The sequence below is a fragment of the Kovacikia sp. CALU 1929 genome, assembly GCF_056784235.1.
This window is the reverse complement of the sequence record NZ_JBXBCF010000022.1, coordinates 17,973-31,915: the sequence shown is the minus strand read 5'-3', so window position 1 is coordinate 31,915 and position 13,943 is coordinate 17,973. Positions and strand designations below refer to the sequence as shown.

Sequence of the window (13,943 nt, the reverse complement as noted above, 5' to 3'; positions counted from 1 at the left end):
CCTGCTCATCCCAACCAGCTCTTGAGTCGTTCAGCAATTTGAGGACGGCGCAGTTTCCGCATTGCCTTGCTCTGAATCTGACGCACTCGTTCACGGGAAAGGTTGAACAACCCACCCACTTCTTCGAGCGTACAGGGCTTACTGGAGGCGAGTCCATAGCGTAAAGAAATAATATCCTTTTCCCGCTCGGTCAATACATCGCCCAGCACATCCCAGATTTCCTGGCGCAGCATGGTTTCGCTCATTTGCGCCTCTGGGGACTGGGTATCTCCATCTTCCAGCAGATCCATCAATTCGGTGTCTTCTCCTTTGCCAACCCGGTGGTTGAGCGAGAGAGACTTGCGCCGCACCTGTTGCAAATTGCGGAGCTGATCCGCAGGCATCTCTAACGCCTGTGCCAGTTCGACTTCGGTGGGATTGCGGTTTAACTCTTTGCGCAAATCACGGTGCGCCTTTTTCAGCTTGTTCAGCTTTTCAACAATGTGAATCGGCAACCGGATCGTGCGGGCATCGTTAGCGATCGTGCGAGTGATGCCCTGGCGAATCCACCAATAGGCGTAGGTAGAAAACTTGTAGCCCTTGTCAGGGTCAAATTTTTCGGTGGCACGGTTTAAACCCAAAGCGCCTTCCTGAATCAGATCCAGGAACGGAACGCCCCGATTTAGGTAGCGTTTGGCGATCGACACGACCAGCCGTAAATTGGAGCGGATCATCTTCCGCTTGGCGACCCGGCTGCGATGGAATTTATGTTCTAACTGCCGCTCGGTAAGACCCTGGGCGGCAGCTAGTTCTGCCCGACTGGGAGTCCGTCCCAACTCTTGGGTCAACCTTGCCTGAAGGTCTTCCATTTCCACCAGATAGCGGACACAGCGGGCAAGCTCCACCTCTTCGTTGGGCTTCAACAACGGGTAGCGTGCCATTTCCTTAAAAAAGGCTCCCACCGCATCATCGGAGAGAGTTTTACTGTAGCCAGAGGGTCGCGCCGTAGCAATTTGATCCAGGCTACCACTGACTTCAGCCTCTTCTGGAAGATCATCGGGCTGAAGCATATCATGCTGAAGAGAATCGGCATTGATGGAGTCAATCTCGTCGTCAACCGGCTCTTCCAGATCGGGTTCGACGGGTAAATCCCCCGCGATCGCTTTTTTCAGCACATCCATTGCAGCAAACCCAGACATTTCAGGCAATGGATCGAACTCAGCTTGAAAGGAGTCTACGGATTTAGAAGGGTGAATCTTTTGATACATATGAATAAAAGATTTAACAGGGGGGCTTCGTATCGTATTGAATAGGGTAAAGGATTGTTGCAGACAGGCATTTAACTTTGCCCAGGCAGGGAAGGCTGGATTTATAAGGAGGATTCAGCCTTTAGAAATCGGTCATGATGGAATCGGTCATAATCCAGAAGATTAAAGCACCAATCGCAACGGTGCGAGTCGATTTTGGGCTTTCTGAATAAACTACTGGATGTTGATTTTCAGATTGTTCGTTCAACTACAAAAGGTGTTTTCGGTCTTAAGCGTCTCACTGCCAACGTTACAATCTGGCGGTTGTATCCTCACACCTGAGAGTTCACGTTTGAATTTTTTGTTTCTCTACCCTACCCTACTTTTTTCAAGTCTGGGGAAAACCCTGCAACTTTTTCTTTTAATAGAGAGCCAGTCAGGTTGCCCTGGGAATTCCTAAACAGTCAATCCTTTAATTCTTCCTCAAGAACTGCCTTTAATCAGCGACTTAGGCTGGAGAATTGGAGTTGAGTCAACCCTATCATCAGCAAGTCACCGCCTCGACAGACGATCTATTTTTATAGAATTTTGTGGAGGGAATCGGTCTCTGGTGAGGAAAAGAAACATTCGTTTACTTCCATTGCACAGTGATAGACGGCTTTGCTATAAAAGGCTCTCATATCCGTCAGGTGAATGCACTCTATCAATGGACAGAAAGCAAGCCGTAAGGAGTGATTGTAACGATGTCTAATCGGTTTGCTGGAGTATCCTCTCTGGTTATGGCAGAACTGGGAGAGATCTATGAAGCATCCGCCACACAGGTTCTTTGGGTGGAGGCATTGGTCGATTGTCCAGGGGCGCAAGGGCTGTTTACTTACCGGCTGCCCGCCCAGATGACCGTGCAGTCTGGGGATATTTTGAGTGTGCCATTTGGGTCCCAGCAGGTGGGGGCGATCGCCATTCACTGCCGTCATTCTCCCCCCCCCGATCTGGAAGCGACCCAACTGCGGGCTGTCGAAGCCATCATCCACTCTGCCTTCTTTCCCCACCACTACTGGAGCTTGCTTCAGCAGGTGGCAGATTACTACTCCACCCCATTGATGCAGGTTGTGCGGGTTGCCTTGCCGCCAGGGTTGCTGTCACGATCGCAACGGCGGATAAAACTGAAGTCCCCCGCTTCCCCCCCTCCCCCCCTCCCCCCTTCACCCCCCGCTCAGGATCTCCTGCATCTTCTCCAACACAGCAAAACGGGTGATTATAGCTGGCAGCATCTCCAGCGACAGGTCAAGGGAGCCAATCGGGGGCTGCAAGAACTGCTGCGGCTGGGTTGGGTAGAAAGTTACCTGGAGCCGCCCAGCCCACCCCGCCCGAAGCTACAGCAGGCAGTCACTCTGGTTCCCAATTTCACTGCGCCAGACCTGACCCCGCGCCAGCAAGAAATTGTCACCGTACTGCGACGGCAGGGAGGAGAAATGTGGCTGGCAGACCTGTTGCAACTGTGCCGAACCAGTTCAACCACGGTGAGAACCCTGGCGGCAAAAGGATGCCTGATCATTCAGCCCAGGGAAGTGTTGCGTTCAGAGAGCGGCATTGCTCTGGAGGGCGATCGCCCAAAGCCGCTAACCGCTGACCAGGCGGAGGCACTGACTCAGATCCAGGCTATATCTGGGTTTCGCCAGGTGCTATTGCATGGGGTCACAGGTTCGGGGAAGACGGAGGTTTATTTGCAAGCGATCGCGCCCATTGTGCAACGGGGACAATCTGCCCTGGTACTGGTGCCTGAAATTGGGCTTACTCCCCAGTTAACCGATCGGTTCCGGGCACGGTTTGGCGATCGGGTTTACGTCTACCACAGCGCCCTTTCGGAAGGCGAACGCTACGATACCTGGCGACAGATGCTGAACAACGAACCACAGATTGTAATTGGCACCCGCTCTGCAATTTTTGCCCCCTTCCCTAACCTGGGTCTGATTATTCTGGATGAAGAACACGACTCCAGCCTCAAGCAAGACCAGCCTGCCCCCTGCTACCACGCCCGCACCGTTGCCCACTGGCGTGCTGAACTGGAGAATTGCCCCCTGGTCCTGGGGTCAGCCACCCCTTCGCTGGAAAGCTGGACAGCGGTACGAGGTTGGGCGATGGGGGGCAGAGGTGAGGAGGGGCAGGGGAGCAGAGGAGAAAAGGGGCAGGGGAGCAGGGGGGCAGGGCAAGCAAAGGATACACCAAATCCATCACCCCCCACCCCCGCACTCCTCACTCAACCCTGTGGGAATACCAAAGGCGAACACCCCTCCACCCCCCTCTACCTCTCCTTACCCCAACGGGTCCATGCCCGTCCCCTGCCTCCCATTGAGGTGGTGGATATGCGGCAGGAGTTACAGGAGAGAAATCGTTCGATTTTTAGCCGATCGCTGCAATCAGCCTTAAAAACGCTTCAGGAGCGCCAGCAGCAGGGTGTCCTGTTTATTCATCGGCGGGGACACAGTACTTTTGTTTCCTGCCGTAGTTGTGGGTATGTGGTGACCTGTCCCCACTGTGATGTCTCCCTGGCGTACCATCAGGTTCATGCGGAGGCGATCGCCCAGTTGCGCTGTCACTATTGCAACTATGTCCAAGCCCTGCCTAAAACCTGCCCTGCCTGCGAGTCGATTTATTTTAAGCACTTTGGCAGTGGCACCCAGCGAGTGGTGCAGGAACTAGAGCGGCTGTTTCCGACTCTGCGAGTAATACGGTTTGACAGCGATACCACCCGCACCAAGGGTTCCCATCGGGCACTGCTTACCCGCTTTGCCCAGGGAGAAGCCGATGTCCTGGTGGGCACCCAGATGTTGACGAAGGGGATTGACCTGCCCCAGGTCACCCTGGTAGGGATTGTGGCAGCCGATGGGCTACTGCACCTGAGCGACTACCGCGCCAGCGAACGCACCTTTCAAACCCTGACCCAGGTTGCCGGTCGTTGTGGACGGGGAGATGATCCTGGACGGGTTATCCTCCAGACCTACTCACCGGAGCATCCAGTGATTCAAGCCGTGCAGCGACAAGACTACGAAGCATTTGCCCAGGCAGAACTGGTGCAACGGGTTAGTCTGAACTATCCTCCCTGGGGGCGGCTGATCCTATTGCGATTCAGCAGTCCCCATCCGGTTGCCGTGCAAAAGGCAGCCGAACAGGTTGCCGCAGCCCTCAATCCCTTACAGGCAATGGGGGTGGAGCGTCTGGGTCCAGCCCCAGCGACCATTTTGAGGGTCGCTAAACGCTACCGCTGGCAAATCTTGCTGAAGCTACCCGCCAATACTGAAGCCGATCTGCCCGACTTGGCAGAGTTACGTGCCCTCTGTCCCAGTTCGGTAAGTTTGACTGTAGACGTGGATCCGGTGAATTTGGGGTGAGAACGATTAGGGAGTGGGGAGTAGGGAGTGGGGAGTAAGAGCTTTAAGCGTTTTCCTCAAAGGTGACATTTTCATAGACGAGGGCGATCGGGAAGCTGAAACCAATGCTTTCTAGGGTTATGATGTCTCCGCTGATGTAGGGATAATACAGCCATAATCTGCCTTCTCCCCGGCGATAGTATTCCACACTAATTCTTTCCGATTCAACCAAAACGTATTCTTGCAGGGTTGGGCTGGAGCGGTAATGAGCAAATTTCTCTCCCCGATCTTTTGCCTCTGTGCCAGGAGAGAGGACTTCGATAATCAGTTTGGGGTAACGCAGCAATTGACGATCAGTGAGGTCGCGAGGGTCGCAGGTGACGATGACATCAGGGTAATAAGTAGGGGCTGGTGCTGCTGACTTCGACTTTGACATCGGCAACATTAATCCGGCAACCGTTAGATTGAACGTGCGAATAGAGGGCACGGTAGAGGTTGAGGGCAATGTCATTGTGGGGAATGGTGCCCCCGGTCATGGCGATGACGGTGCCGTGGACATATTCGTAGCGGAGTTCTTGCAGAGGTTCCCATTCCAGGTATTCGGCGATCGTCATGCGGGGTGGCTGAGGGGTGGCAATCATGGTGAGGTGCCGATAGGGGACTCTGGCTTGTTTATATTGTGGCGAAGCTGGGAGCGATGCACCAGATGGGAGGGAATCGCACGAACGGGTAGCGGGTTAAAGAAGCCTCTACATTACGGGTAGGGTGGCGTTGGTGACGGCGATGGCGTTGAAGCAGTTGGGGCAGGTGAAGGGAGCCAGGAAGCGATTAGGGCACTGATTATGGGAACTGAGGAATGAGCTGACTATATTTGCCAAATGAGCTGACTATATTTGCCAAGTATGTCGTGGTTGTAAAGAGTGGACAGAATACAAAACTGTTCCAACAATTTGAACATCCATGTCTGGTTTAAGTTCAAGTTCTTGATGCTCTTCATTATCTGACTCAGGACGTAGAAAAGATTTGCCTTTCTTCTTATCAAATCGTTTGACTGTTTGATTACCTTCAACTTGAGCAACAACAATAGTGCCATCCCTTAAATTTGCCCAAGAATCTTTTAATTCTTTAAAAATTAATAAATCTCCGTCGTTTATTCCTGCTCTATTCATAGAATCGCCGACAACAAAGGTAATACGAGTTTCACCTGGGTCTTTGATAAGAACTTGATGAATATCAATTGGCTCACCAGGAATCTCTTGTTCACCTGTCGTTTCTCTACCAACGCCTGCAGAGAGCTTTGATGTATACGCTATAGGCAACTGTTGAGGCTTATTTTCTGGTGTCCTGAATTGAAGTAAATTAGTTTTGATTGTAATTTCCTCACCATCTTTTTCAGATATTGTTTTAATATTCTTTATATCTAGATTTATAAAATCTAATACATTTCTGAGCAAATACGTAAAAACTTCTAATACAGCATCTTCTTTAGTTTCTGGATGTTTATTAACATATAACCAGATTGTCTGAATTAGATTTTCTATATGTTCCTTGATTCTCTTCGGAACACGAATCTGTTCAGATGCTTCTCCGTAAATGCTAGGACGTGGCATTTTTCTTTCCTTCATCTATGGGTTTATTCTGATAGCTAAAAATCATGAGCTAGCAGGGCAGAGGTTATACTTTCCAGCCACCATGCCCTGCTAATAATGCAATTACTGATTCCTTTCCTTGGCTTGATATTGGATGATGTGAATTCCTCCTTGTGGTGAGGAGTGACACATATTTGATCGCTGAATATTCGCGAATGCGTTTCCGCAACCAAACGAGAAAGCAATACTACTCAGCATTGCAATGGTCTTATTTGAAATAGAGAACTTCACGATTTATTTCCTTAAACTAGCAGTACCATCCCGTGTGTGCTTAGCTGGCGATTACACAAGTAGTACTTATGAACTAAGAAAGATAGTAGTACATAAATACTTTGGCAGCAATGTCTGAGACTGTTTTTTCTTCGAGGGTTTCGCTTATTAATGTACAAAATAAATGGCTGAATTGTACAAAACTAGATTTCTGATCTACGGTTAGCTTTGATAAGCTTTATTCGTTCTGATATAGAGCGTATAAGGAAGGATTTTTATTTTGTGCATAACAAGATTGATGAAATAAGCAAAACCCTGTACTATTGGGCTAGTACAGCCATGAGTTTGTTAACAAAACGAAACATAGCCTTGACTAGCAGTGTTAAATCCCGTGTGTGCTTAGCTGGCGATTGCACGGGATTTAGTCTATTTGCAGTGTTGCATCAGCATTAAGAGAGACTTGTTTCAAATAAAGTGCTGATTTAACTTGATTTGTAAATTATTCCAATGAGTTTTATTAGCTAGAGATGGAGATTCATCTCATTGCTGGTTTTTGTTGGGAAACCTGGAGAAAGACCCTTTCAAAAACGTGTGGTTTCACTATGGTGGCTTTGACTCATGCCACGATCTCGGCGGCTGGGACCTCTCTCATCCTGGGCACTATCAACTCAGTCCCATTAGGGCTGGCGAGTTAGTAGTCAGTCCCTCCCCTCTCACAGTCCTTTGCTTCTGGCAAAATTAGCATGGCATCGCCAAAGGAATAGAAGCGATATTCTGCCGCGATCGCGACCTGGTAGAGATCCAGTAAGCGCTGACGACCCATCAGGGCGCTGACAAGCATTAATAGACTGGACTTGGGCAGGTGAAAGTTGGTGATCAGCCCATCGACCACACGCCACTGATAGCCAGGATAGATAAACAGATCGGTTTTACCCCGGAATGGTTGCAGCGTGCCACTCTGGGCAGCGGCTTCCAGCGATCGCACGGCGGTCGTTCCGACGGCAATTACGCGACCACCCCTTGCTTTCGTTTGCTGGATTTGCTCAACGGTCTGGGCTGGAACATCCACCCATTCAGCGTGCATCCGGTGTGCCGTAATCTCCTCCACCTCGACCGGGCGAAAGGTGCCCACGCCCACATGCAGGGTGACAAATGCCTGGGGGATGCCCTGCTCCCGTAACTGCTGGAGTAGCTCTGGGGTGAAATGTAACCCCGCTGTTGGAGCGGCAACAGCCCCGGAGTGTTGAGCATAGACCGTTTGATACTGGTCTGGCTGGGAACTAGCCTGGGTAATATAGGGAGGTAGGGGCATCTGCCCCAGTTGCTCGATCAGTGTCTCCAGGGATGCGATCGGTGGCACCTCAAATTGAAGAATGCGTCCACCTGTGGCTGGATCGATAGCCTGGACAGTAGCACTGAGAACAGATGGTTCCCCAAACAAAATTTGAGCTCCTGGCTTCAGTCGCCGACCGGGTTTAACCAGGGCTAACCAGCAGTGGGTTTCCGGTTGAGGTTCCAGTAGCAAAATTTCGACCTCTCCCCCCCCTGGTTTCTGTCCGTAGAGCCGAGCCGGAATTACACGGGTATTGTTCAAAACCAATAAATCGCCTGGGTTCAGTAGGCTCGGTAAATCCCGAAAAACAGCATGTTTATACTGAGTCTGATCTTTAACCACCAAGAGTCGGGAACTATCCCTGGGTACTACCGGAGTCTGGGCAATTCGTTCAGCAGGCAGTACGTAATCGTAAGCAGAGAGTAACCGCTCCATCTTCATAGGAATTACAGATTTAGATTCTAGATTCTAGATCAGTGCAAATACGTCATCCAGGAAAAGATTTGGGTGAAAACCCTCAGTTAGAACGGGGGCTTTTCCCCTGTTATAGAACTGGAAATTAGTGAAACATTAAAGTGTAAGCCCTCATCGGGGGTTCAAAGGCTCATTATGGATTACCTCTACTATCTCGCAAACGCCAGTCTTAGCTTGAGGGTTGTGGAATACCTGCATACTTCCAGCCAATTGCCGGTTTCATTTGTGACCGTGATTCACCAGATTGAAGGCTGGATTGTGCGTGTGAAAATGAGCCGCTACCTGGAGCCACAGCAGCATGGCGATTTTCGTGCCTATATGAACGAGCTGGGGGTTCCCTTCGAACCAGGCATCCGGGTTCAGATGGCACTATGGGGTCTGGAAACTGGACAGTCGCCAATCGATGTTATGCACCGTTACCAGGTTGCGGTTGTGTCCCACGGGCAGCCCGAACGGGAGGAAATCGAAGAGTTTCGCAAACAATTTGTGCAGGGATTAGGCTACTGTCCCGAAACCCTGGCTTGATGCCGCTCTACCTGCGCTTGAGCGGACTAGTGTTGCAAACACTAAATTTTGGAACATGGGGTTTGGGGGCTTCGCTCCCAAGAAGGGGTTCCCCCCCTTCACCCCTTCAAAACTTTTTGTTTACTGTACTAGTAGAGCTTGGCGTAAATTTGACACCCAACACCTAACACCCAACGCCTGACACCCCTAGAATCATTGCCGAACTTACGCTGTCTCGTACTAGCTTTGCTAGAGCATAAAAGCTGACTGAATGTAGTCTTGCAAAACAAGGTAGTATCCATCTGCAACCAGAGAAGCCCGTTCCTCAGCCTGTGAATCAGGCTGGTCGATCGCCCCTTTCCGCCCGGATGGAGATCGACGGCAGTATACCAGTGCCACATCAAACCGGCAGGGCAGGTCTGCTAGTGTGGGGTGATCTGCCAGGAACAGTTGAGCGGTCTTCCAGAGTTTTGTCTGTTTCTGTGCGGTGATTGCCAGCGCTCCATCGGCATCCCAATTTCCCCGACTCCGAGTTTTCACCTCTACAAAAGCCAGCGAGAGCAACCGCGCCGGAATTTTAGGATCGACCTGTGCAATCACCAGATCCAGTTCTCCCCAACGGCTGTGCCAGCGGCGCTCTAAAACCAGCCAGCCTCGCTCCTGTAGCCAACAAGAAACCAGCTCCTCACCCAGGGCACCGAGATCGGTAGATTTTGGTTTGGGGGAGGGGGGCATGGGAGAGAAGAGGGGTGAAAGGCAAAAAGAAGGATGAAGATCCTATTCTTGTTCCCTCTCCCAACGGGAGAGAGCTAGGGTGAGGGCAGAGTCAGGCAATGCACAGAAGGTTTGTTGAAATGCCACTAACAACCAACAACCAATAACTAACAAATACTTCCTACACTTACTTTTCCCCAACTGTTTCAGTTTGAATCTTTCCGGGAAGAGGGAGAACGGATTCAGGTAGTATCAGGATGGTATCAAGATTTACCGGATAGTCCTGTAGGACGGGGTTACTCATACCTCACTCCGGTGGGTTGTTAAAGTCTACGCTAGTTTATGGATGTGATGAATAGCAGACGAATGGGTGACCTCATCAGCCCCTGGAGCAAGTACCGGGTTGCTTTCCCAAAATTGCTAGGAAAGCTATTAGCGGTTTGTCTTTGCATTTTGATGGGGAGTTTTGCTTTTGGAGTTTCCGGGTTAGCAGGTGTTCGCCCTGCCCTGGCAGATGATTATAATAAGGAGTTTTTGGTCGGTGCAGATTTTTCGGGACGAGTGCTGACCGACTCTAGCTTTACAAAAGCTAATTTACGTGGAAGTAATTTTAGCCATACTGATTTGCGGGGGGTTAGTTTCTTTGGTGCCAATCTGGAAGGGGCAAATCTGGAGGGGGCAAATTTGATGAACGCCACGTTGGACACTGCCCGGCTCTCGTCAGCCAACTTGACTAATGCGGTTTTGGAAGGAGCATTTGCCTTCAACGCCAAGTTTGATGGCGCAGTCATTGATGGCGCAGACTTTACTGATGTAGAAGTCCGACAAGACGCACAGATCTTGCTGTGTAAGACGGCGAAGGGAACAAATCCTGTCACGAAGCGAGAGACTCGCGATACGTTGAGTTGTCGGTAAGGAATAACTACTTAGTGAGTGATTTTGGTGAGTGATTGGTTAAAAGGGGTTAATCTCTACCTCATTGGCATGATGGGGGCAGGCAAGACGACGGTTGGACGGTTGCTGGCAGAACAACTGGATTATCAGTTTTTTGATACGGATGCTGTGATTGAACGAGTTACGGGGCAACCGATCAGCCAGATCTTTGCCGAGTCAGGAGAAGCCACGTTTCGGTCTCTGGAAAGCCAGGTGCTGGCAGAACTGTCAGCCTATGCTCGACTAGCGATCGCAACGGGTGGCGGTATTGTGATGAAACGAGAAAACTGGGGCTATTTGCGTCACGGTATTGTGGTCTGGTTAGATGTTCCGCTTGAGCATCTGCGGGCACGTTTAACAGACGATATGACCCGTCCCCTGCTTCAAGATGCAGACCCTGAAGCTCGACTCCAGACCCTACTGGAACAGCGGCAACCACTCTATTCCCAGGCAGATGTAAGGGTGATCTACCAGCCCGGTGAAACACCGGAACAGATTACGGCAAAGGTCATTGCCCAGACCCGGCAGGTGATTAAGCCAGAACGGCTTCGTAATGGGAATGGTCAACTTGAGAAGGGGAAGGGAGAGGAATAGGTTAAAAGTTAAAAGTTGAAAGTTGAAAGTTGAAAGTTGAAAGTTTTGAAGTTTATTAGGTAATGGGTAATGGGGAATTGGTGTTAGTTGTTGGTTGTGAGATTGTCCCTCTAACCACTAAAAACCAACATTCAACAACTGTTTACCTGACACCTGACCCTTATGGAGATGGGGCATGGAAGCTCTGTATGCGATTCTAGGCTTTCTGTTTGTAACCTTAGGGTTTGCAACGGGATACCGGTTTTGGGAAAGACGATCCCGCCAAACGCTGGATAGGACAGTTTCCTCGCCTGCGATCGAACGGCGGGTAGAAACTCCCTTAATGCAGGTTGAGCCAGCCGTTTTAATGGATGTTCAGCAGGAAGAGCAGATCAGCCATGCTGGTGAAGGAATTTCTGGCGAAGAGATTGCCGCTGAAGTGGTTTCTGCCGAAGAATTTTTTACTGAGGAAACCACGACTGCCCAACCGCCAATTCCTTTAGCGCTCAAGGCAGACATAAAGCCAAACATCCTCCCAGAGTCATCTTTCACACCTCCACCTGAAATCCCAGATCCCTGGCTATCACACTTGGAGCCTGTAGTCACTGAATCGGTGATTGCGCCCCCTGTTCCTGGTTCCAGTACACCGATCGCAGAACCCAGTCTGTCCGCCACGGATGCGGTTGCTTTGAAGGAAAGAATTGCCAGTCTGGGACGTTCTGGACAGTTACACCATGCCGCCTCTCTGATGCGCTATACCAACCATGCCAACAGCAGCGTGAGGGCAGCCGTAGCAATGGCTCTGGGGAACCTGGCAGCCAGACGATCGGGAACCAGTGTTGAAGCTTTGATTCCGGTTCTGGGCAGATTAAGCCAGGACACCAAAACAGAGGTGCGTGTAGCCGCCGTGGAAGCCCTGGGTAAGATTCGATCGCCCAAAGTCCTTCCCTGGCTCCAGCGATCGCAGCAATTTGACCCGCAGGTGAGAAAAGCCGCCACTAGTGCCCTTCAGCGGCTCAAACTGATCTATCAACCCAAATCGGCAAAATTGAAACCGGAGGGGAGGAAAAAAGAGGGGAGAGGGTAGGTAGTAGGCTCACATCAACCCTGATGCCTCATACAGCCGTTTCACCATTGCCATAATCTTGTCACCGTACTGCGGATCGGCTACCCAGCGACCGCTTAACTGCTTCACCAGAGGGGCAATTCCACGGGTGACAAAGCGAAAGCGGGGGTCCACAACTTCCTGCACCAGAGGTTCGGTGTTGGCGTAAGCTTTTAGATGCTGAATTTGTGCCCGTACCCCGATCCGGGCGCTGGGAAAGGAGGCAAATTCGGCGGCACCGCCTGCGGCACCTAACCCAGAGAAGTTGTTTTGTCCCGGTCGGATGGCGCTGCTGAAACGGAGAAAGTTGGTTTCCAGACACATCTGGGAGAAAGCAATGTCGTAGTTAATCCCTTCAATGCTGCCTTCTTCCCGATACAGTCTGGCAATCTCTGGAAATTGGGTCAGCCCTGATTCGTAGTTGGATTTGAGGAACATCATTAACTGCACTTCTGTGGTGTTGCCGTGGGCAGCGATGCGGTCAATCTGACCAGAACAAATAGTTAATGCCGATCGCAAAATTACCGTTCGGCTGCTTCCACCCCAGTTGATAGAAATATAAAAATCACGCAGATCGACTGCCCGCACATACACCACCCCCCGGTAATTCAGTTTACGGATGGTGGGGTTGGTAGCCAGGTCAATGCCCAGCCGGTCAGCCAGATCGATTGGAATATAGGCATTGCCGCTGACAATAATGCCCTGCTCACCGTAATTCTGACCGTTGATATTGATATTGCAGGGTGAATAGACATCCGGGGGAGGAGGGGGAGGGGGGCTTGGAGAGGGAGAGGGACTGGGCGTAGGGCGTGGGGTGGGGGATGGGCTGGGGGTGGGAGATGGTGGTGACGCTGTCTGGCTCCAGGCGATCAACCCATCCGCAAGTCCCAGGGCAATCTCGCGGCGGCGGTTTTGCAGTAGAAAGCGATCGTCCGGGTTGGAGAGAAACCCAATTTCCATCAGCAGGGAGGGAGGCACCACCTGACGGCAAAATGCCAGACTACCAATCCCTGTCGCCGTATCGGGCTTGACTCCCCGGTTGACCAGTTGCGGCATCCGTCGTAGCAACGCCAGCAACAGCAGTTCTGCATTCTGTTTGCGTTGATTATTATTAGCAATGTAAAACACGCTGGTGCCGCGCATAGAGGAATGAGAGAATGCCTCGGCATGAATTTCCAGGGCAATATCTCCCGATCGTGAGCGAGCATTGATCCAGTCAATTGTTTGCCGCTGGCTCAGCTCATCTGGTACAGAGAGTATTTCAAAACCCCGCGATCGCACCTCTGGCACAATCAGGTTTCGGATCTGGATCATCTCCTGAGCTTCGGTTGTGCCTGCGACAACCCCTCCCACATCCATCACCCCATCTTCCTGCCCACCATGCCCCGCTGAAATAAAAATTCGTCCCATTGCCACCGTCCTTTCCCTGGATGCTGCCCATTCACCCATCTGCGTCAGTTGTATACCAAGAAAGGGGGTTGGGAGCAAAAAGTTGGGGGTTGGGGGATGGGAGTTGTTGGTTGTTGGAGGGAAGAGGGGGAGGTTGTTTGAAACTTTTACCTGTTTGGGATTGAATCTGCAAGAATGGATAAACTTCAGAATTAGGGTGCAGGGTATGACGGGGTACAGAAGGGACTAGGTAATCGCTAGGGGTATACGAAATTGAGAGTTGAGAGTTTTCAGTTGAGAATGAGAGCGTGGGGCTACTGATCCTTGACCGTTAACGCCTGACTTCTCCCTCCTCACCGCCTGTCCCTCTCTAACACCCAACCCCTCCCCACCACCTCACACTCTCCTCTCCTCTCACAACCAACAACTAACAACCAACAACTAACCCCCCCTCCCTCCTCACCC

Annotated in this window: 12 protein-coding genes; 5 read left to right on the top strand and 7 right to left on the bottom strand. The window is 51.1% G+C overall.

Translation table 11 applies throughout. The features are described from left to right. Positions 1 to 5: 5 nt before the first annotated feature. A complete protein-coding gene (locus AC1S52_RS01470) occupies positions 6 to 1,247 on the bottom strand; it encodes an RpoD/SigA family RNA polymerase sigma factor (RefSeq protein ID WP_482027265.1) in 1,242 nt (413 codons plus the stop codon). Between the two features lie 722 nt (positions 1,248 to 1,969). Here AC1S52_RS01470 and priA point away from each other — a divergent pair. Continuing rightward, positions 1,970 to 4,615: a primosomal protein N' gene (gene priA, locus AC1S52_RS01465; RefSeq protein ID WP_482027264.1), complete on the top strand. Its 2,646-nt coding sequence runs from the start codon at positions 1,970 to 1,972 to the stop codon at positions 4,613 to 4,615. Between the two features lie 43 nt (positions 4,616 to 4,658). Here priA and AC1S52_RS01460 read toward each other — a convergent pair whose 3' ends face one another. The 4 genes from AC1S52_RS01460 to queA all read right to left on the bottom strand — a co-directional run bounded on the left by AC1S52_RS01460 (position 4,659) and on the right by queA (position 8,227). Further along, positions 4,659 to 5,030, bottom strand: a complete 372-nt coding sequence (locus tag AC1S52_RS01460; RefSeq protein ID WP_482027263.1) for a Uma2 family endonuclease — start codon at positions 5,028 to 5,030, stop codon at positions 4,659 to 4,661. Continuing rightward, positions 4,984 to 5,235: a Uma2 family endonuclease gene (locus AC1S52_RS01455; RefSeq protein WP_482027262.1), complete on the bottom strand. Its 252-nt coding sequence runs from the start codon at positions 5,233 to 5,235 to the stop codon at positions 4,984 to 4,986. Before AC1S52_RS01455 ends, AC1S52_RS01460 begins: the two co-directional genes overlap by 47 nt. 246 nt (positions 5,236 to 5,481) lie before the next feature. Then, positions 5,482 to 6,204, bottom strand: coding sequence for a LexA family protein (locus tag AC1S52_RS01450; protein ID WP_482027261.1), 723 nt, complete (start codon positions 6,202 to 6,204; stop codon positions 5,482 to 5,484). A 940-nt stretch (positions 6,205 to 7,144) separates the two neighbouring features. Beyond that, positions 7,145 to 8,227, bottom strand: a complete 1,083-nt coding sequence (queA, locus tag AC1S52_RS01445; protein ID WP_482027260.1) for a tRNA preQ1(34) S-adenosylmethionine ribosyltransferase-isomerase QueA — start codon at positions 8,225 to 8,227, stop codon at positions 7,145 to 7,147. A gap of 168 nt (positions 8,228 to 8,395) precedes the next feature. Here queA and AC1S52_RS01440 point away from each other — a divergent pair, with 168 nt between their 5' ends. Further along, a complete protein-coding gene (locus AC1S52_RS01440) occupies positions 8,396 to 8,785 on the top strand; it encodes a hypothetical protein (RefSeq protein WP_482027259.1) in 390 nt (129 codons plus the stop codon). Between the two features lie 228 nt (positions 8,786 to 9,013). Here AC1S52_RS01440 and AC1S52_RS01435 read toward each other — a convergent pair whose 3' ends face one another. Continuing rightward, complete coding sequence (locus AC1S52_RS01435; protein ID WP_482027258.1) at positions 9,014 to 9,499, bottom strand: YraN family protein; 486 nt, start codon at positions 9,497 to 9,499, stop codon at positions 9,014 to 9,016. 345 nt (positions 9,500 to 9,844) lie between these two features. Here AC1S52_RS01435 and AC1S52_RS01430 point away from each other — a divergent pair, with 345 nt between their 5' ends. The 3 genes from AC1S52_RS01430 to AC1S52_RS01420 all read left to right on the top strand — a co-directional run bounded on the left by AC1S52_RS01430 (position 9,845) and on the right by AC1S52_RS01420 (position 12,071). Further along, entirely contained in the window at positions 9,845 to 10,393 is a 549-nt protein-coding gene (locus AC1S52_RS01430; protein ID WP_482027257.1) for a pentapeptide repeat-containing protein, read from the top strand. 27 nt (positions 10,394 to 10,420) lie between these two features. Beyond that, positions 10,421 to 11,005, top strand: coding sequence for a shikimate kinase (locus AC1S52_RS01425; protein WP_482027256.1), 585 nt, complete (start codon positions 10,421 to 10,423; stop codon positions 11,003 to 11,005). A gap of 175 nt (positions 11,006 to 11,180) precedes the next feature. After that, a complete protein-coding gene (locus tag AC1S52_RS01420; protein WP_482027255.1) occupies positions 11,181 to 12,071 on the top strand; it encodes a HEAT repeat domain-containing protein in 891 nt (296 codons plus the stop codon). Positions 12,072 to 12,080: 9 nt separating this feature from the next. On the opposite strand, the gene tftA is transcribed toward AC1S52_RS01420, so the two are convergent. Further along, entirely contained in the window at positions 12,081 to 13,538 is a 1,458-nt protein-coding gene (gene tftA / locus AC1S52_RS01415; RefSeq protein WP_482027254.1) for a hormogonium tapered terminus morphoprotein TftA, read from the bottom strand. Positions 13,539 to 13,943 lie beyond the last annotated feature (405 nt).